The organism is Pantoea sp. Taur (assembly GCF_009830025.1).
GTDB classification, from domain to species: Bacteria; Pseudomonadota; Gammaproteobacteria; order Enterobacterales; family Enterobacteriaceae; genus Pantoea; species Pantoea communis.
In genome coordinates this window covers 57,499-76,254 of sequence record NZ_SZZZ01000018.1, presented here as the reverse complement: position 1 = coordinate 76,254, position 18,756 = coordinate 57,499, and the positions used below count along the sequence as shown (strand labels likewise).

The following is an 18,756-nucleotide window of genomic DNA, read 5'->3' as shown; positions in this document are numbered from 1 at the left end:
AAAGCGTGCAGACTGCGGCTACCACGCGGTCTGCACCTTGCCTGCACTGCTAATTTGCTGCACATTCTCCACTGTTCATAGAAGAAGAACTTAAAGAGGATGGATGATGGCAGAACAACTGCAACTGGATAACCTTGATCGCGGCATTCTCAATGCGCTGTTGGAAAACGCGCGCACCGCATATGCCGAGCTGGCCAAACAGTTCAATGTCAGCCCCGGCACCATTCACGTACGCGTAGAAAAAATGCGCCAGGCAGGCATTATCCTGGGCACTCGTGTTGAAATCGATCCTCGTCAGTTGGGTTTTGATGTCTGCTGCTTTATCGGCATCATTCTGAAAAGCGCCCGCGATTATCCCGCAGCACTCAGCAAGCTGGAGGCGCTGGATGAAGTGGTAGAAGCCTGGTACACCACCGGCCACTACAGCATCTTTATTAAGGTGATGTGCCGATCCATCGATGCACTTCAGCAGGTGTTGATCAACAAGATCCAGACCATAGACGAAATCCAGTCCACCGAAACCCTGATCTCGTTGCAAAACCCGATCATGCGTACCATCAAGCCGTAATTCCCTCTCTTTCCTGTGCACAACCTTTTCCCAGGCGGATCACTTGTGTGATGCGCCTTGTCGCCTGATGCTTTCTGTTATTAACCCTGTTTTCCACAGGTGGATCACGGCTTGATCACAGCGTACAATGCTCGCCTTTAGTGCGGGAGAAGATCATGGCCGATATTACCTTAATCAGTGGCAGTACCCTTGGCAGCGCCGAATACGTCGCCGAACATCTGGAAGCAAAACTGCAGGAAGCGGGCTTTTCAACCGAGGTGCTGCACGGGCCAGAGCTGGACGAGCTGCCACAGGAAGGGATCTGGCTGATTGTGACTTCCACGCACGGTGCGGGCGAACTGCCAGACAATCTGCTTCCTTTATATGAAGCCTTGCAGGAAACGCAGCCGGACCTTTCCGCGGTACGTTATGGCGCAGTGGGTATCGGCAACCATGAATATGACCTTTTCTGCGGTGCCATTAAGCTGCTGGAAGATCAACTCAACCAGTTAGGCGCCAAACGCATTGGCGATCGCCTGGAGATCGACGTTCTCGAACATGAGATTCCTGAGGATCCGGCTGAAGTGTGGGTCGAGACCTGGAAAACGCAGATTTAAGACGATCTTTGCCGGTTGGGGATCGGGAAAAGTGAACGATCCCCAGTTTATTTCGCTGTTTTATTGTTTTTTTTACGCCATTGTCTGTGGATAACATAGCCTTAATCTTGCGTATAACCGGTAGTTATCCCAATAACAACCCGTGATGCTTTTTTCGGCTGTGCATAAGTCGCCATTTAGATCCCAGCTTATACGGATCAGGATCACCGATCATTCACAGCAAGCGATCCTCTCTAATCCTCTGTTAATCCTTTGCTTTTCGGGGTTATCAACAGACCCTGACGATCCTAATAAGAGATCTAACAGAGAGATCATATAAAAGAATAAAGATCCTTTCTTTTAAACCGCAGGATCCCGCGGCTTTCGCAGTCGACAGAATTTCAGTAGAATCCACCGCCCAGGGCAACGATCCCTGTCCGAACATTAATGAGGACCCACTTCATGTTTTATCCAGATCCTTTTGACGTCATCGTAATCGGTGGTGGTCATGCGGGCACAGAAGCCGCGATGGCCGCTGCCCGAATGGGTCAGCAAACGCTGTTACTCACCCATAACATTGATACGCTTGGACAAATGTCCTGCAACCCGGCGATTGGTGGCATTGGGAAAGGACACCTGGTGAAGGAAGTGGATGCCTTAGGCGGTTTGATGGCGACAGCAATTGACCAGGCCGGTATTCAGTTTAGGATACTAAACGCGAGCAAAGGCCCTGCTGTGCGGGCAACGCGTGCGCAAGCCGACCGCGTGCTCTATCGCCAGGCAGTACGTACGGCGTTGGAGAACCAGCCGAACCTGATGATCTTCCAGCAGGCCGTTGACGATCTGATTGTGGAAAACGATCGCGTTGTCGGTGCTGTCACGCAGATGGGCCTGAAATTCCGTGCCAAAAGTGTGGTGCTGACAGTCGGGACATTCCTTGACGGCAAAATTCATATTGGTCTGGATAACTACAGCGGTGGCCGTGCTGGCGATCCGCCATCCATTCCACTGGCGAAACGCCTGCGTGCTTTGCCGCTGCGCGTAAATCGTCTGAAAACTGGTACGCCGCCCCGTATTGACGCACGCACCATCGATTTTTCGGTGCTGACACCGCAGCATGGCGATACGCCAATGCCGGTGTTCTCGTTTATGGGTAATGTTTCTCAGCATCCGCAACAAGTGCCATGCTGGATCACCCATACCAACGAACAAACGCACGATGTGATCCGCAATAACCTCGATCGCAGCCCGATGTATGCCGGGATCATTGAAGGGATCGGACCACGTTACTGCCCATCGATCGAAGACAAAGTGATGCGCTTTGCCGATCGTAATGCGCATCAGATCTTCCTTGAACCGGAAGGGCTGACCAGCAACGAGATCTACCCGAACGGTATCTCCACCAGCTTGCCGTTTGACGTACAGATGCAGATCGTCCGTTCGATGAAAGGTCTGGAGAACGCGAAGATTGTGCGCCCAGGCTATGCCATCGAGTACGATTTCTTCGATCCGCGTGATCTGAAGCCGACGCTGGAAAGCAAATTTATCCACGGCCTGTTCTTTGCCGGTCAGATTAACGGCACCACCGGTTATGAAGAAGCTGCGGCGCAGGGCTTGCTGGCCGGTTTGAACGCTGCACGTGCCTCAGCAGACAAAGAGGGCTGGGCGCCGCGTCGCGACCAGGCTTATCTCGGTGTGCTGGTTGACGATCTCTGCACGCTCGGCACCAAAGAGCCGTACCGCATGTTTACCTCGCGCGCGGAATATCGGTTGATGCTGCGTGAAGACAACGCCGATCTGCGTTTGACAGAAAAAGGTCGCGAGTTGGGTCTGGTCGATGATGCGCGTTGGGCGCGTTATAACCAGAAGCTGGAAGCGATTGAGCAGGAGCGCCAGCGCCTGCGCGATCTGTGGGTACATCCGAAATCAGAAAATGTGGGCGAAGTGAATAGCGTCATCAGTGCGCCACTGACGAAAGAAGCCAGCGGTGAAGATCTGTTGCGTCGCCCGGAAATGACCTACGAACTGCTGATGACGTTACCGAGTTATGGCCCGGCATTATCTGACGAGCAATCTGCAGAGCAGGTTGAGATTCAGGTGAAGTATGAAGGGTACATTGCACGCCAGCAGGAAGAAATTGACCGCCAGCAACGCAACGAAAACACCTTGCTGCCTGGCGATCTCGACTATCGTCAGGTTAATGGCTTGTCGAATGAAGTGATCGCCAAACTCAACGATCACAAACCTACCTCCATTGGGCAGGCCTCGCGTATTTCAGGCATTACACCAGCAGCGATCTCCATTTTGCTGATTTACCTGAAAAAACAGGGCCTGCTGCGTAAAAGTGCCTGATCGACCCTGGGGCGAGGTCACTCGCCCCCGTTTATGGAACGTTCCTTGTGATTAACAAACTCTCCCAGCTGCTCGATGCGGCAAATATTTCACTTACCGATCAACAAAAACAGCAGCTCGTCGGCTATGTAGAATTGCTGCATAAGTGGAACAAGGCGTACAACCTGACATCGGTGCGCGATCCGCAGCAGATGCTGGTGCGCCATATTCTCGACAGCGTGGTCGTCGAACCGCATTTACAAGGCGAGCGCTTTATTGATGTGGGCACCGGGCCGGGTCTGCCAGGGATTCCGTTAGCCATTGTCCGTCCGCAGGCGCATTTTACGCTGCTGGATAGCCTGGGAAAACGCATCCGTTTCCTGCGTCAGGTACAACATGAGTTAGGGCTCACTAACATCACCCCGGTACAAAGTCGTGTGGAAGAGTTCCCCGCAGAACCACCGTTTGATGGCGTTATCAGCCGTGCCTTTGCTTCGCTGGAAGACATGCTGAACTGGTGCCATCATTTACCGGGCACCTCAGGCCGCTTCTACGCATTGAAGGGGGTGCGTCCGGATGATGAAATTTCAGCCTTGCCTGCGGGCTTTGTGGTGGAGAAGATTGAATCACTGCATGTGCCAGAACTGGATGGTGAGCGTCATTTAGTGGTGCTGTCTCGCCAATAGCCATAAAGAAGGTGCGGATTTAACGCCAACCGCACCTTTAGTCAGTGAAAACGTCCTGAATAAAAAAACAGCAGTTGAACACTTTTAGTCAAAAGCTTTTATTCGGCAGGGCAGGGTGAGACGGTTAACAAGCGCCACGGAAATTATCCGAAAAGCTCTGTTACATTTAACGAACATTTCACATTTCATTATCAGTTAGATCACTTTATTGGCTGTATTTACCTGCGCAAATAGTCACGTCAGAAAATATAACTCTGCAATAAATCGGCGTGCGTAATATCAGTTTTACGTTTTTATTGCGATGTACGATGTCAATAGAGTGTTTTTATCGAAAATCATGACCTGATGCCGGATGGATAATTCTATCGTTATGATAAAAAACAGCTTTCGTCACTTTTGAAATCTTAAAATTCATGCTTAAAACAAATTCATTCGCCAGCCTATTGCCTATAATGTGATCTGAAGCACGCTTTAAAAGCAAGCCAACAAGGCAATTTCAGCGATTTAGCTGAGTCATAGTGGAAGGTGATGTTTTGAAAAATAGCCCTCCAGAAAGAAATTTAAATAATTGTTCACCTTTTCGCTACTTACCGATTGAAATCGCAGGTGGCGCCCGTATAATTTGCACGGCTTTTGCTGCTTGACTCAAATGAGTAAAGGCAGTCTTATACGACACGCGACATACCCCGTTCGGGGCAGGAGAGTTCAACGCCATGTCAGTGTCTCTTTACAGTGTGAAATTAGCCCGGACCGTGCTGGTGATCCAGCTGGTGACGTTTGTCATCATCGGTGCACTCTTTACTCTGAAAGATGTTATCTGGGGCGCCTCCGCCATCGCGGGTGGAGCGGCAGCCTGGCTGCCGAATGTGTTGTTTATGTTTTTAGCCTGGCGCCTGCAGGATCAAACGCCTGCCAAAGGTCGTGTGGCCTGGAGCTTCGCCCTCGGTGAAGTGTTGAAGGTCTTCACGACAGTCATTCTTCTCATGGTGGCGTTAGGTGTGTTTGGAGCGGTCTTCTGGCCTCTCGCAATCACTTGGTTATCGGTGCTGGTGGTGCAGATCGTCGCGCCGGCTGTAATTAACAACAAAGGGTAAGAGGCATCATGGCTGCTGGAGAAATCTCTACTCCGCAAGAATACATAGGTCACCACCTGAATAACCTTCAGCTGGACCTGCGTACTTTCGAGTTGGTGAATCCGCACGACGCTCCTGCGACGTTCTGGGTATTAAATATCGATTCCATGTTTTTCTCTGTGGTACTGGGACTGCTTTTCCTGGTGTTGTTCCGTAAAGTGGCAAAAAGCGCCACCAGCGGTGTGCCAGGGAAACTTCAAGCGGCTATCGAACTGGTTGTCGGTTTCGTTGATAACAACGTTCGCGACATGTACCACGGTAAAAGCAAACTTATCGCCCCGCTGGCTCTGACAATTTTTGTCTGGGTCTTCCTGATGAACTTCATGGATCTGCTGCCTATCGATTTGCTGCCGTTTATCGGTGAGCACTATCTTGGCCTGCCAGCGCTGCGCGTTGTGCCGTCTGCAGATGTGAACATCACGCTGTCTATGGCGTTGGGCGTCTTTATTTTGATTCTGTTCTACAGCATCAAAATGAAAGGCATTGGCGGCTTCACCAAAGAACTGACGCTGCAGCCTTTTAATCACCCGATCTTCATCCCAATCAACCTGATTCTTGAAGGTGTTAGCCTGCTGTCTAAACCGGTTTCACTCGGTCTGCGACTGTTCGGCAACATGTATGCGGGTGAACTGATCTTTATCCTGATTGCCGGCTTGCTGCCGTGGTGGTCGCAGTGGGTGTTGAATGTGCCATGGGCCATTTTCCACATCCTGATCATTTCGCTGCAGGCTTTCATTTTCATGGTCCTCACGATCGTCTATCTGTCGATGGCATCTGAAGAACATTGATTTTTTTATCTCAACACTAAGCTTTTAACTGAAACAAACTGGAGACTGTCATGGAAAACCTGAATATGGATCTGCTGTACATGGCTGCCGCTGTGATGATGGGCCTGGCGGCAATCGGTGCTGCGATCGGTATCGGCATCCTCGGAGGCAAATTCCTGGAAGGCGCTGCGCGTCAACCGGATCTGATTCCTCTGCTGCGTACGCAGTTCTTTGTTGTAATGGGTCTGGTGGATGCAATCCCAATGATCGCTGTAGGTCTGGGTCTCTACGTGATGTTTGCGGTCGCCTAAACCTGGTAGCCTTGTTCACTCATGGCACCCGGTGTGATGAGGAACGGATTCTGCCGTTTATCGCTGATAGCGGCAGAGCAAGTTAACTTAATAAGAGGCATTGTGCTGTGAACATTAATGCAACAATCCTCGGCCAGGCCATCGCGTTCATTCTGTTTGTCGCGTTCTGCATGAAGTACGTATGGCCGCCGATCATGGCTGCCATCGAGAAGCGTCAGAAAGAAATTGCTGATGGCCTTGCTTCTGCTGAGCGCGCGAAGAAAGATTTAGATCTCGCGCAGGCCAATGCGACCGACCAGCTGAAAAAAGCGAAAGAAGACGCTCAGGTCATTATCGAGCAGGCGAACAAACGCCGTGCACAGATTCTGGACGAAGCGAAAACCGAAGCTGAGACTGAACGTAACCGCATCGTGGCACAAGCGCAGGCAGAAATCGAAGCCGAGCGTTCACGTGCCCGTGAAGAGCTGCGTAAGCAAGTCGCGTTGCTGGCATTAGCTGGCGCCGAGAAAATCATCGAACGTTCCGTGGATGAAGCTGCTAACAGCGACATCGTTGATAAACTGGTCGCTGAACTGTAAGGAGGGAGGGGCTGATGTCTGATCTGATTACTGTAGCTCGCCCCTACGCCAAAGCAGCTTTTGACTTTGCTGTTGAGCATCAAAGTATCGATCGTTGGCAGACCATGCTGGCGTTTGCCGCTGAAGTGGCTCGCAACGAACAGATGGCAGATCTTCTTTCCGGTGCGCTCGCGCCGGAAGCTTTGTCTGCTTCTTTCAACGCGGTATGTGGCGATCAACTTGATGAACCCGCTCAGAACCTGATTAAGGTAATGGCGGAAAACGGACGTTTGACAGCACTTCCAGCGGTACTGGAACAGTACATCCAACTGCGTGACGCTTATGAAGCGACCGCCGAAGTGGATGTGATTTCTGCCAGTACCCTGAGTGACAGCCAGCTGAGTAAAATCAGCGCCGCGATGGAAAAACGTCTGTCACGCAAAGTTAAGCTGAATTGCAAAATTGACAAGTCTGTAATGGCAGGTGTGGTTATCCGTGCGGGTGACCTGGTCATTGATGGTAGCGTACGCGGCCGTCTTGATCGTCTGGCAGACGTCTTGCAGTCTTAAGGGGACTGGAGCATATGCAACTGAATTCCACCGAAATCAGCGAACTGATCAAGCAGCGCATTGCTCAGTTCAATGTGGTGAGCGAAGCTCACAACGAAGGTACTATTGTTTCTGTAAGTGACGGCATCATCCGCGTACACGGCCTGGCCGATGTGATGCAGGGTGAGATGATTGCCCTGCCGGGCAACCGTTACGCTATCGCACTGAACCTCGAGCGTGACTCGGTTGGTGCAGTAGTGATGGGCCCGTACGCTGACCTCGCCGAAGGCATGAAGGTTAAATGTACTGGCCGTATTCTTGAAGTTCCAGTTGGCCGTGGCCTGCTGGGCCGTGTGGTGAACACCCTGGGTGCACCGATCGACGGTAAAGGCGCAATCGACAACGACGGCTTCTCGCCGGTTGAAGTGATTGCACCGGGCGTTATCGACCGTCAGTCAGTAGACCAGCCTGTTCAGACCGGTTACAAATCTGTCGATGCGATGATTCCAATCGGCCGTGGCCAGCGTGAGCTGATCATCGGTGACCGTCAGACCGGTAAAACCGCAATGGCAATCGACGCCATCATCAACCAGCGCGATTCAGGCATCAAGTGTGTCTACGTTGCGATTGGCCAGAAAGCGTCAACCATTTCTAACGTGGTACGTAAGCTGGAAGAACACGGCGCGTTGGCTAACACCATCGTCGTTGTGGCTTCTGCTTCTGAATCCGCTGCACTGCAATACCTGGCGCCATACGCCGGTTGCGCAATGGGTGAGTACTTCCGTGACCGCGGTGAAGATGCCCTGATCGTATACGATGACCTGTCTAAGCAGGCTGTTGCTTACCGTCAGATTTCACTGCTGCTGCGTCGTCCACCAGGTCGTGAAGCATTCCCAGGCGACGTGTTCTATCTCCACTCTCGTCTGCTGGAGCGTGCATCACGCGTAAGCGCTGACTACGTTGAGCGTTTCACTAACGGTGCTGTGAAAGGCCAGACCGGTTCTCTGACCGCGCTGCCAATCATCGAAACTCAGGCGGGTGACGTTTCTGCGTTCGTTCCGACCAACGTAATCTCGATTACTGATGGTCAGATCTTCCTGGAATCAAACCTGTTCAACTCTGGTATTCGTCCAGCCGTTAACCCGGGTATCTCTGTATCCCGTGTTGGTGGTGCTGCACAGACCAAGATCATCAAGAAACTGTCCGGTGGTATCCGTACCGCTCTGGCACAGTATCGTGAACTGGCTGCGTTCTCTCAGTTCGCATCCGATCTGGACGATGCAACGCGTAAACAGCTGAGCCACGGTCAGAAAGTGACCGAGCTGCTGAAACAGAAACAGTATGCGCCGATGTCTGTCGCGCAACAGGGTCTGGTGCTGTTTGCTGCTGAGCGCGGCTTCCTGAACGACGTTGAACTGGCGAAAATCGGCAGCTTCGAAGCCGCTCTGCTGGCGTTCGCAGACCGCGATCACGCTGAGCTGATGGCTGAAATCAACCAAGCGGGCAACTTTAATAACGAAATCGAAGAGAAGCTGAAAGGCCTCCTCGAAACGTTTAAAGCAACCCAGTCCTGGTAATGTCTGGCGGCTTGTCTGAAAAGGCAGGCCGCAAGGCTTTGAGGAGAAGCTAATGGCCGGTGCAAAAGAAATACGTACCAAGATTGGAAGCGTAAAAAATACGCAGAAGATCACCAAAGCGATGGAAATGGTCGCCGCCTCCAAAATGCGTAAAACGCAGGAACGCATGGCGGCCAGCCGTCCGTATGCAGATACCATGCGCAAAGTGATTGGTCACCTTGCTCTCGGTAATCTGGAATACAAGCACCCTTACCTGGATGAGCGTGACGTTAAGCGCGTCGGCTACCTGGTCGTTTCGACTGACCGCGGGCTTTGTGGTGGTTTGAACATTAACCTGTTCAAAAAATTGCTGGCAGATATGAAGGGCTGGGCTGATAAAGGTGTACAGAGCGATCTGGCCGTTATTGGTTCTAAAGGCAATTCATTCTTCGGCTCTGTCGGTGGCAACATCGTGGCACAGGTCACTGGTATGGGCGACAAGCCTGCACTGTCTGATCTTATCGGCCCGGTAAAAGTGATGTTGCAGGCCTATGATGAAGGTCGCATCGACAAGCTGTATATCGTCAGCAACAAGTTTAATAACACCATGTCTCAGACTCCGACCATTACCCAACTGCTGCCGTTACCGCCAGCGGAAGGTGAAGAAGAGATGAAGGCGAAGACCTGGGATTACCTGTACGAACCCGATCCGAAAGCGCTGCTGGATACTTTGCTGCGCCGTTATGTCGAATCGCAGGTTTATCAGGGTGTGGTGGAAAACCTGGCCAGTGAGCAGGCTGCACGTATGGTGGCAATGAAAGCTGCAACCGATAACGGCGGAAACCTGATCAAAGAGTTGCAGTTGGTTTACAACAAAGCTCGTCAGGCCAGCATCACCCAGGAACTTACCGAGATCGTCTCGGGAGCCTCCGCGGTTTAACCAGGCATATATCCTGTCGCGCGAGCGCGGCCGGATATTCTCGTATTAGGTAGAGGATTCAAGATGGCAGCTGGAAAGATTGTCCAGATTATCGGCGCCGTAGTTGACGTCGAATTCCCTCAGGACGCGGTACCGCAGGTATATAGCGCGCTTGAGGTTCAAAATGGTGATGCTCGTCTGGTGCTGGAAGTTCAGCAGCAGCTGGGTGGTGGCGTGGTGCGTACCATCGCCATGGGTACTTCTGACGGCCTGAAGCGCGGTCTGCAAGTTACCGACCTGAAAAAACCGATCCAGGTACCGGTTGGTAAAGCAACCCTCGGCCGTATCATGAACGTATTGGGCGAACCAATCGACATGAAAGGCGACCTGCAGAATGACGACGGCACCACTGTAGAGGTTTCCTCTATTCACCGTGCTGCGCCTTCTTATGAAGATCAGTCTAACTCGCAAGAGCTGCTGGAAACCGGCATCAAGGTTATCGACCTGATGTGTCCGTTCGCTAAGGGCGGTAAAGTCGGTCTGTTCGGTGGTGCGGGTGTAGGTAAAACCGTAAACATGATGGAGCTGATCCGTAACATCGCGGCTGAGCACTCAGGTTACTCGGTATTTGCTGGTGTGGGTGAACGTACTCGTGAGGGTAACGACTTCTACCACGAAATGACTGACTCCAACGTTATCGATAAAGTAGCGCTGGTGTATGGCCAGATGAACGAGCCGCCGGGTAACCGTCTGCGCGTAGCACTGACCGGTCTGACCATGGCGGAGAAATTCCGTGATGAAGGCCGTGACGTTCTGCTGTTCATCGACAACATCTACCGTTACACCCTGGCCGGTACTGAAGTATCAGCACTGCTGGGTCGTATGCCATCTGCGGTAGGCTACCAGCCAACGCTGGCAGAAGAGATGGGTGTGTTGCAGGAGCGTATTACCTCCACCAAGACCGGTTCAATCACCTCTGTTCAGGCCGTTTACGTTCCTGCGGATGACTTGACTGACCCGTCACCAGCAACCACCTTTGCTCACTTAGACTCAACCGTTACGCTGAGCCGTCAGATCGCCTCTCTGGGTATCTACCCAGCCGTTGACCCGCTGGATTCAACCAGCCGTCAGCTGGATCCACTGATCGTGGGTCAGGAGCACTACGACGTTGCGCGTGGCGTGCAGTCTCTGCTGCAGCGTTACCAGGAACTGAAAGACATCATCGCCATCCTCGGTATGGACGAGCTGTCTGAAGAAGACAAACTGTTGGTGGCACGTGCGCGTAAGATTCAGCGCTTCCTGTCTCAGCCGTTCTTCGTTGCTGAAGTCTTCACCGGTTCTCCAGGTAAGTACGTGACCCTGAAAGACACGATTCGTGGCTTCAAAGGCATCATGGAAGGCGAATTCGACCACCTGCCAGAGCAGGCGTTCTACATGGTCGGCGCTATCGAAGAAGCTGTAGAAAAAGCGAAGAAACTGTAATAACGGTTTCCCAGGAGGAATAGTATGGCTATGACTTATCATCTGGACGTTGTCAGTGCGGAGCAACAAATGTTCTCCGGTCTGGTTGAGCGCATCCAGGTGTCAGGTAGCGAAGGTGAGCTGGGTATTTACCCTGGCCACGCCCCGCTGCTGACAGCCATCAAGCCTGGTATGATTCGCATCGTGAAACAGCACGGCGAAGAGGAGTATATCTACCTCTCTGGCGGCGTGCTGGAAGTACAGCCGGGCAGCACGACCGTTCTGGCCGACACCGCGATTCGCGGTGAAGACCTCGACGAAGCGCGCGCGCTGGAAGCGAAACGTAAAGCAGAAGAGCACATGAACAGCAGCCACGGTGATGTGGACTATGCTCAGGCCTCTGCGGAACTGGCGAAAGCTATCGCGAAACTGCGTGTAATCGAGCTGACCAAGAAAGCGATGTAATCAGGCTTTATGCGTCACGAAATGCCAGCCCATTGGGTTGGCATTTTTTTTGTCTGCGATAAATCGCGCTGATGCGGTTTAAGGTGATCATTGCGCGCTAACTCAGCCATTTCAGTAAGCGATGCTCTCATCAGCGCAGGGTTTTATCCCCGATCACCCTTTCATCTTTATCCGCTAATTTCGGTTCGAGAAAAATGTAGTAATCTCAGAGGTAAACCTTACACTTTCGAAAGTTAAATTGAGTCTGGATAGTTATGTCTACAAGCGCGATGAGTGTGGTGATCCTGGCCGCTGGCAAAGGCACCCGAATGTATTCCGATCTGCCAAAAGTTCTGCATAGCCTGGCAGGAAAACCGATGGTTCAGCATGTGATCGATGCCGCGACCGGTCTGGGTGCCCAGCAGGTGCATCTTGTGTACGGTCACGGCGGCGATTTACTGCAAGAGAAACTGGCCCACAACACCCTGAACTGGGTATTGCAGGCTGAACAGCTGGGTACCGGCCATGCGATGCAGCAGGCGGCACCTTTCTTTGCTGATAACGAAGACATTCTGATGCTGTACGGCGACGTACCGCTGATCTCCCAAGCGACATTGCAACGCCTGCGTGATGCTAAGCCTGAGGGCGGTATCGGTTTGCTGACGGTCGTACTCGATAATCCAACCGGTTATGGCCGCATTGTGCGTGAGAATGGCACGGTGACCGGCATTGTTGAGCAGAAAGATGCCTCAGCCGAACAGCTGAAAATCTCTGAGATCAACACCGGTATTTTGGTTGCTAATGGCGAAGACTTAAAACGTTGGCTGGCACAGCTGAATAACAATAATGCGCAGGGTGAATTCTATATCACCGATATCATTGCCATGGCTCACCAGGAAGGTCGCGTAATCAACACGGTACATCCGGCGCGTATCAGTGAGACCGATGGTGTGAATAACCGCCTGCAACTGGCCACGCTGGAGCGTGCCTATCAGAGCGAGCAGGCAGAACAACTGCTGCTGGCGGGCGTCATGCTGCGCGATCCCGCGCGTTTCGACCTGCGCGGAACGCTGCAACATGGGCGTGATGTCGAGATCGATACCAACGTTATCATTGAAGGCACCGTGACATTGGGCGACCGCGTCAAAATTGGCGCTGGGTGCATCATCAAAAACAGCGTGATTGGTGATGATTGTGAAATCAGCCCTTATTCAGTCCTCGAAGATGCCACCTTAGCCGCTGCATGCACCGTTGGGCCATTCGCACGTTTGCGTCCTGGCAGCGAGTTGGCGGAAGAGGCGCACGTGGGCAATTTCGTTGAGATGAAAAAAGCCACGCTGGGCAAAGGTTCTAAAGCCGGCCATCTTTCGTATCTTGGCGATGCCGAAATTGGTGCGGGCGTGAATATCGGTGCAGGTACCATCACCTGTAACTACGATGGCGCGAATAAATCGAAAACCATTATCGGCGACAACGTGTTTGTCGGCTCCGATACCCAGTTGGTGGCCCCGGTCACCGTCGCGGCTGGCGCGACCATCGCTGCAGGTACTACGGTAATGAAAGATGTCACCGCCGCCGATTTGGTTTACAACCGTAAAGAACAGAATCAGAAGTCTGGCTGGCAGCGTCCGGTTAAGAAAAAATAAATTTTAAGGGTCGGCAAAGATCGGCCCGTGAAAAAACTACCCGAAATCATTCGAGTTTCAGAAAGGCGGCAAGCACGAGTCCTCAGGAGCTGACTGAAGTCAGTGACTGAGGTGAATGCGTGTAGCCAACGCACCTGAAATTTGATGTATGAAGGGTAGATCCCCCACTCTCTACAAGGCTCGGGGAATAATCAGGTCAGAAGACAACGCAATGGCCGAAAGCCATGAAGTCAGGAAACTATTATGTGTGGAATTGTTGGTGCAGTAGCGCAGCGTGACATCGCAGAAATTCTGCTGGAAGGTCTGCGTCGTCTTGAGTATCGCGGTTATGACTCTGCGGGTCTGGCCGTTGTCGATCGCCAGGGACATATGACGCGTCTGCGTCGTCTTGGCAAAGTGGCTAATCTGGCCGAAGCCGCAGAGCAGCAGCCGCTGATTGGTGGTACCGGTATCGCCCACACCCGTTGGGCAACCCACGGTGAGCCATCAGAAGCCAATGCGCATCCGCATGTCTCTGAGCACATCATCATTGTGCATAACGGCATCATTGAGAACCATGAGCCATTGCGTGCGCAGATGATCGAACGCGGTTACCAGTTTGCCTCAGAAACGGACACCGAAGTGGTGGCGCATCTGGTGCACTGGGAGCAGAAGCAGGGCGGCACATTGCGTGAAGTGGTACTGCGCGTGATCCCGCAACTGCGCGGTGCTTATGGCATGGTGATCATGGACAGCCGCGATCCATCCGTGCTGGTGGCTGCGCGTTCAGGTAGCCCGCTGGTGATTGGCCGTGGCGTGGGTGAAAACTTCATTGCTTCTGACCAACTGGCGCTGCTGCCGGTGACCCGCCGCTTTATGTACCTGGAAGAGGGCGATATCGCCGAGATTACGCGCCGTGAAGTCACCATCATCGATCGTGATGGCAAGCCAGCCAAACGCGCGGAAATCGAATCCACGGCGCAGTACGATGCTGGTGATAAAGGTGCCTATCGTCACTACATGCAGAAAGAGATCTATGAGCAGCCGAACGCGATTAAAAACACCATCACTGGTCGTTTTAATCATGGGCAGATCGATCTCAGCGAACTGGGTGCCAATGCCGAAGCCTTGCTGAGTAAGGTTGAGCACATCCAGATTATCGCCTGCGGTACCTCGTATAACTCCGGGATGGTGTCGCGCTACTGGTTTGAGTCGCTGGCCAACATTCCTTGCGATGTGGAAATCGCCTCCGAATTCCGCTATCGCAAATCCGCTGTGCGTAAAAACAGTCTGCTGATCACCCTGTCGCAATCGGGTGAAACCGCCGATACGCTGGCCGCGCTTCGCTTGTCTAAAGAGCTGGGTTATCTCGGTTCGCTGGCCATCTGTAACGTTGCCGGCTCTTCGCTGGTGCGTGAATCCGATCTGGCGCTGATGACCAAAGCCGGCACCGAAATTGGAGTGGCCTCAACGAAAGCCTTCACCACGCAGTTGGCGGTGTTGCTGATGCTGGTGGCGAAACTGGGTCGTCTGCATGGCATGAAGCCAGAAACCGAGCACGAAATTGTGCATGCTCTGCAGGCATTGCCAAGCCGCATTGAGCAGATGCTGGCGCAGGATAAAGTGATTGAAAGCCTGGCGGAAGGTTTCTCTGACAAGCATCATGCGTTGTTCCTGGGCCGTGGCGATCAGTATCCGATCGCGATGGAAGGCGCGCTGAAGCTGAAAGAGATCTCCTATATTCACGCAGAAGCCTACGCCGCCGGAGAGCTGAAACACGGCCCGCTGGCGCTGATTGATGCCGATATGCCGGTGATCGTCGTTGCGCCGAATAACGAGCTGCTGGAGAAGCTGAAATCGAACATTGAAGAGGTGCGCGCGCGCGGCGGTTTGCTGTATGTATTTGCCGATCAGGATGCGGGTTTCACCGACAGCGAGGGCATGAAAATCATCTCACTGCCACACGTCGAAGAGGTGATAGCACCGATCTTCTATACCGTGCCGTTGCAGCTGCTTTCGTATCATGTTGCGCTGATTAAAGGCACCGACGTTGACCAGCCCCGTAACCTGGCAAAATCGGTTACTGTTGAATAATCTATAAAAAGGGCGGGCCTGCAACGGGTCCGCTTGCTTTTTAAACGGTGTCACATAACTGTCATATTTCGTACATTTCACTGTCATCAAACTGTCCTATTTTCCCTCCAGCAGCAATCACTGACTCCAACTAAAATGGCATTGAGCCTGATTTTTTTTAAATCCCCTGGAGGGAACATGACACTGATGCGTACATCCGTAGCCCGAATCCTCGCCGCCACCTTCGCAGTAAGCGCGGTATCTGCTTTTGCAGCCACCGACCTGACTGGCGCTGGCGGTACATTCCCGGCACCGGTTTATGCCAAGTGGGCAGCAGAGTATCAGCAAGCCACCGGTAGCAAAATCAACTATCAGGGTATTGGTTCTTCAGGCGGCGTTAAGCAAATCATCGCTAAAACCGTCGATTTCGGTGCGTCTGATGCGCCGTTAAGTGATGCCGATTTGGAAAAAAATGGTCTGTTCCAGTTCCCTACCGTTATCGGTGGCGTGGTACTGGCCGTTAACATCCCAGGTATTAAATCAGGTGAACTGACGCTGGACGGCAAAACCGTTGGCGATATCTACCTGGGTAACATCAAAAAGTGGAACGACCCGGCGATCACTAAACTGAACCCAGGCGTGAAACTGCCAGACACCAACATCAACGTGGTTCGCCGCGCAGATGGTTCAGGTACCTCTTTCGTGTTCACCAGCTACCTGTCTAAAGTCAACGCAGACTGGAACAGCAAAATTGGTAAAGGCAACACCGTTAACTGGCCAACCGGTCTGGGCGGTAAAGGTAACGACGGCGTTGCAGCCTTCGTACAGCGTCTGCCGGGTTCAATCGGCTACGTTGAGTACGCTTACGCTAAGCAGAACAACCTGACCTATACCAAGCTGATGGATGCAGATGGCAAGCCAGTAACGCCAAGCGAAACCAGCTTCTCAAACTCTGCTAAAGGCGCAGACTGGAGCAAATCTTTCGCTCAAGACCTGACCTTCCAGAAAGGTGCCGATGCATGGCCAATCTCTTCTACCACCTTCATCCTGATCTACAAAGAGCAGGCTGATGCGGCTAAAGGTGCTGAAGTGATGAAGTTCTTCGACTGGGCTTACAAAGGCGGCAGCAAAACTGCAACCGCACTGGATTACGCTGCGCTGCCAGAAAGCGTTGCTAACCAGATTCGTACTGCCTGGAAAGCGAACATCAAAGACAGCTCAGGCAAAGCGATTTACAAGTAAGCGAATGACCCGGTCAGTCTCCCCTGACTGACCAACCCGATGGGCGGCATGGTATGCCGCCCTGAACTTCCTCTGAGAACCGAGAAACTTATGGCTGCCACTAAGCCGACGTTCAAAGCCCCAGGTAAACAAGGTGACATGATTTTCGGCGCGCTGGTGAAACTTTCCGCGCTTATCGTGTTGTTGTTGATGGGTGGCATTATCGTCTCCCTGATTTTCTCTTCCTGGCCAAGCATCCAAAAATTTGGTTTTTCCTTCTTATGGACCAAAACCTGGGATGCGCCAAACGAACAATTTGGTGCGCTGGTACCGATCTACGGCACCCTCGTCACCTCCATCATTGCCTTAATCATCGCTGTGCCGGTGAGCTTTGGCATTGCGCTATTCCTGACGGAACTGGCACCTAACTGGTTGCGTCGCCCGCTGGGTACCGCAATTGAGTTGCTGGCAGCGATCCCGAGTATCGTTTACGGCATGTGGGGCCTGTTTATCTTCGCCCCGCTGTTTGCTGAGTACTTCCAGACACCGGTCGGCAACATCATGTCGAACATTCCCATTGTGGGTGCCCTGTTCTCAGGCCCGGCATTCGGTATCGGTATTCTGGCCGCTGGCGTGATCCTCGCCATCATGATCATTCCGTACATTGCATCGGTCATGCGTGATGTGTTTGAGCAGACGCCAGTGATGATGAAAGAGTCCGCCTACGGTATTGGTTGCACCACGTGGGAAGTGATCTGGCGCATCGTGCTGCCGTTCACCAAAAACGGTGTAATCGGTGGTGTGATGCTGGGCCTGGGTCGTGCACTGGGTGAAACCATGGCGGTGACCTTCATCATCGGTAACACCTACCAGCTCGACAGCGCCTCGCTGTTTATGCCGGGCAACAGTATCACCTCCGCGCTGGCGAACGAATTCGCTGAAGCTGAATCCGGTGTGCATGTGGCGGCATTGATGGAACTGGGTCTGATTCTGTTCGTGATTACCTTTATCGTACTGGCCATCTCCAAACTGATGATCCTGCGCCTGGCGAAGAGTGAAGGAGCCCGTTCATGACCGCTATCGAAATGCATGCTCGTGCTGAGCTGGAAGCCTCGCGCCGTAAAATGCAGGCACGTCGCAGCGCTAAAAATAAAGTGGCACTGACGCTGTCGATGCTGACCATGGCCTTTGGCCTGTTCTGGCTGGTGTGGATTCTGTTCACTACCGTCACCAAAGGTATTGATGGTCTGAGCTGGTCACTGTTCACTGAATCAACCCCGCCACCGAACACCGCAGGCGGTGGTTTAGCCAACGCCCTGGCGGGCAGTGGGTTACTCATTCTGTGGTCAACGGTGTTCGGTACACCGCTGGGCATCATGGCCGGTATTTATCTTGCCGAATATGGCCGTAAGCACTGGCTGGCGGAAGTGATTCGCTTCATCAACGACATCCTGTTGTCAGCACCGTCGATTGTGGTGGGCCTGTTCGTCTATACCATCGTGGTGGCACAGATGCAGCACTTCTCTGGCTGGGCGGGTGTGGTGGCACTGGCGCTGTTGCAGATTCCTATCGTGATTCGTACCTCAGAAAACATGCTGCGTCTGGTACCAGACAGCATGCGTGAAGCGGCTTATGCGCTGGGTACGCCGAAGTGGAAGATGATTTCGGCCATCACGCTGAAAGCCTCAGTCTCCGGCATTATTACCGGTGTGCTGCTGGCCGTCGCGCGTATCGCGGGCGAAACCGCACCGCTGCTGTTTACTGCGCTGTCGAACCAGTTCTGGAGCACCGACATGATGCAGCCAATCGCCAACTTGCCAGTGACGATCTTCAAATTCGCCATGAGCCCGTTTGCAGAATGGCAAAGCCTGGCATGGGCGGGTGTGTTGATCATTACCCTGTGCGTGCTGCTGCTGAACATTGTCGCGCGAGTGGTTTTCGCCAAGGGCAAACATTAATTTCCCGGCGCGGCTTCGGCGGC

18 protein-coding genes are annotated in these 18,756 nt (G+C 52.8%); all 18 read left to right on the top strand.

Going from position 1 to position 18,756, the window contains the following annotated elements:
* Positions 1-106: 106 nt before the first annotated feature.
* On the top strand, positions 107-568 hold the full coding sequence (gene asnC / locus FD744_RS20275) for a transcriptional regulator AsnC (protein WP_034830053.1): 462 nt from the start codon (positions 107-109) through the stop codon (positions 566-568).
* A gap of 155 nt (positions 569-723) precedes the next feature.
* Positions 724-1,164 (top strand): FMN-binding protein MioC, encoded by a 441-nt coding sequence (gene mioC / locus FD744_RS20270; RefSeq protein ID WP_034830052.1) that lies wholly within the window; start codon positions 724-726, stop codon positions 1,162-1,164.
* Between the two features lie 441 nt (positions 1,165-1,605).
* Complete coding sequence (gene mnmG / locus FD744_RS20265; protein ID WP_160869113.1) at positions 1,606-3,495, top strand: tRNA uridine-5-carboxymethylaminomethyl(34) synthesis enzyme MnmG; 1,890 nt, start codon at positions 1,606-1,608, stop codon at positions 3,493-3,495.
* Between the two features lie 47 nt (positions 3,496-3,542).
* The gene (gene rsmG / locus FD744_RS20260) at positions 3,543-4,160 is read left to right on the top strand and encodes a 16S rRNA (guanine(527)-N(7))-methyltransferase RsmG (RefSeq protein ID WP_038643976.1); all 618 of its coding nucleotides are present in this window, start codon (positions 3,543-3,545) and stop codon (positions 4,158-4,160) included.
* A gap of 713 nt (positions 4,161-4,873) precedes the next feature.
* Positions 4,874-5,254, top strand: coding sequence for a F0F1 ATP synthase subunit I (atpI, locus tag FD744_RS20255; protein ID WP_034830047.1), 381 nt, complete (start codon positions 4,874-4,876; stop codon positions 5,252-5,254).
* Positions 5,255-5,262: 8 nt separating this feature from the next.
* Complete coding sequence (gene atpB, locus FD744_RS20250) at positions 5,263-6,081, top strand: F0F1 ATP synthase subunit A (protein ID WP_034830046.1); 819 nt, start codon at positions 5,263-5,265, stop codon at positions 6,079-6,081.
* Positions 6,082-6,131: 50 nt separating this feature from the next.
* Positions 6,132-6,371: a F0F1 ATP synthase subunit C gene (gene atpE, locus FD744_RS20245; protein ID WP_003849523.1), complete on the top strand. Its 240-nt coding sequence runs from the start codon at positions 6,132-6,134 to the stop codon at positions 6,369-6,371.
* A 107-nt stretch (positions 6,372-6,478) separates the two neighbouring features.
* A complete protein-coding gene (gene atpF / locus FD744_RS20240) occupies positions 6,479-6,949 on the top strand; it encodes a F0F1 ATP synthase subunit B (RefSeq protein WP_034830044.1) in 471 nt (156 codons plus the stop codon).
* A 14-nt stretch (positions 6,950-6,963) separates the two neighbouring features.
* Positions 6,964-7,497 carry a F0F1 ATP synthase subunit delta gene (gene atpH, locus FD744_RS20235; protein ID WP_034830043.1) on the top strand — a complete coding sequence of 178 codons (534 nt, stop codon included), beginning with the start codon at positions 6,964-6,966 and terminating at the stop codon, positions 7,495-7,497.
* 14 nt (positions 7,498-7,511) lie between these two features.
* Entirely contained in the window at positions 7,512-9,053 is a 1,542-nt protein-coding gene (gene atpA, locus FD744_RS20230; protein ID WP_058961695.1) for a F0F1 ATP synthase subunit alpha, read from the top strand.
* Positions 9,054-9,105: 52 nt separating this feature from the next.
* Entirely contained in the window at positions 9,106-9,972 is an 867-nt protein-coding gene (gene atpG / locus FD744_RS20225; RefSeq protein ID WP_034830040.1) for a F0F1 ATP synthase subunit gamma, read from the top strand.
* Between the two features lie 63 nt (positions 9,973-10,035).
* The gene (atpD, locus tag FD744_RS20220) at positions 10,036-11,433 is read left to right on the top strand and encodes a F0F1 ATP synthase subunit beta (RefSeq protein WP_034830039.1); all 1,398 of its coding nucleotides are present in this window, start codon (positions 10,036-10,038) and stop codon (positions 11,431-11,433) included.
* Positions 11,434-11,457: 24 nt separating this feature from the next.
* Entirely contained in the window at positions 11,458-11,877 is a 420-nt protein-coding gene (locus FD744_RS20215; RefSeq protein WP_034830038.1) for a F0F1 ATP synthase subunit epsilon, read from the top strand.
* Between the two features lie 254 nt (positions 11,878-12,131).
* On the top strand, positions 12,132-13,502 hold the full coding sequence (gene glmU, locus FD744_RS20210; RefSeq protein WP_160869112.1) for a bifunctional UDP-N-acetylglucosamine diphosphorylase/glucosamine-1-phosphate N-acetyltransferase GlmU: 1,371 nt from the start codon (positions 12,132-12,134) through the stop codon (positions 13,500-13,502).
* Positions 13,503-13,745: 243 nt separating this feature from the next.
* On the top strand, positions 13,746-15,575 hold the full coding sequence (glmS, locus tag FD744_RS20205; protein WP_058961697.1) for a glutamine--fructose-6-phosphate transaminase (isomerizing): 1,830 nt from the start codon (positions 13,746-13,748) through the stop codon (positions 15,573-15,575).
* A gap of 177 nt (positions 15,576-15,752) precedes the next feature.
* Entirely contained in the window at positions 15,753-16,796 is a 1,044-nt protein-coding gene (gene pstS / locus FD744_RS20200) for a phosphate ABC transporter substrate-binding protein PstS (RefSeq protein WP_160869111.1), read from the top strand.
* A gap of 90 nt (positions 16,797-16,886) precedes the next feature.
* Positions 16,887-17,849 (top strand): phosphate ABC transporter permease PstC, encoded by a 963-nt coding sequence (pstC, locus tag FD744_RS20195; RefSeq protein WP_034830032.1) that lies wholly within the window; start codon positions 16,887-16,889, stop codon positions 17,847-17,849.
* Positions 17,846-18,733, top strand: coding sequence for a phosphate ABC transporter permease PstA (gene pstA, locus FD744_RS20190; protein ID WP_034830030.1), 888 nt, complete (start codon positions 17,846-17,848; stop codon positions 18,731-18,733). Before pstC ends, pstA begins: the two co-directional genes overlap by 4 nt.
* The last annotated feature ends 23 nt before the right edge of the window (positions 18,734-18,756 follow it).

Excerpts from the sequence above, each read along its gene's own strand:
- asnC (WP_034830053.1), top strand. The coding sequence starts at position 107 with ATGGCAGAACAACTGCAACTGGATAACCTTGATCGCGGCATTCTCAAT.
- mioC (WP_034830052.1), top strand. The coding sequence starts at position 724 with ATGGCCGATATTACCTTAATCAGTGGCAGTACCCTTGGCAGCGCCGAA.
- mnmG (WP_160869113.1), top strand. The coding sequence starts at position 1,606 with ATGTTTTATCCAGATCCTTTTGACGTCATCGTAATCGGTGGTGGTCAT.
- atpI (WP_034830047.1), top strand. The coding sequence starts at position 4,874 with ATGTCAGTGTCTCTTTACAGTGTGAAATTAGCCCGGACCGTGCTGGTG.
- atpB (WP_034830046.1), top strand. The coding sequence starts at position 5,263 with ATGGCTGCTGGAGAAATCTCTACTCCGCAAGAATACATAGGTCACCAC.
- atpE (WP_003849523.1), top strand. The coding sequence starts at position 6,132 with ATGGAAAACCTGAATATGGATCTGCTGTACATGGCTGCCGCTGTGATG.
- atpH (WP_034830043.1), top strand. The coding sequence starts at position 6,964 with ATGTCTGATCTGATTACTGTAGCTCGCCCCTACGCCAAAGCAGCTTTT.
- atpA (WP_058961695.1), top strand. The coding sequence starts at position 7,512 with ATGCAACTGAATTCCACCGAAATCAGCGAACTGATCAAGCAGCGCATT.
- atpG (WP_034830040.1), top strand. The coding sequence starts at position 9,106 with ATGGCCGGTGCAAAAGAAATACGTACCAAGATTGGAAGCGTAAAAAAT.
- atpD (WP_034830039.1), top strand. The coding sequence starts at position 10,036 with ATGGCAGCTGGAAAGATTGTCCAGATTATCGGCGCCGTAGTTGACGTC.
- FD744_RS20215 (WP_034830038.1), top strand. The coding sequence starts at position 11,458 with ATGGCTATGACTTATCATCTGGACGTTGTCAGTGCGGAGCAACAAATG.
- glmU (WP_160869112.1), top strand. The coding sequence starts at position 12,132 with ATGTCTACAAGCGCGATGAGTGTGGTGATCCTGGCCGCTGGCAAAGGC.
- glmS (WP_058961697.1), top strand. The coding sequence starts at position 13,746 with ATGTGTGGAATTGTTGGTGCAGTAGCGCAGCGTGACATCGCAGAAATT.
- pstS (WP_160869111.1), top strand. The coding sequence starts at position 15,753 with ATGACACTGATGCGTACATCCGTAGCCCGAATCCTCGCCGCCACCTTC.
- pstC (WP_034830032.1), top strand. The coding sequence starts at position 16,887 with ATGGCTGCCACTAAGCCGACGTTCAAAGCCCCAGGTAAACAAGGTGAC.
- pstA (WP_034830030.1), top strand. The coding sequence starts at position 17,846 with ATGACCGCTATCGAAATGCATGCTCGTGCTGAGCTGGAAGCCTCGCGC.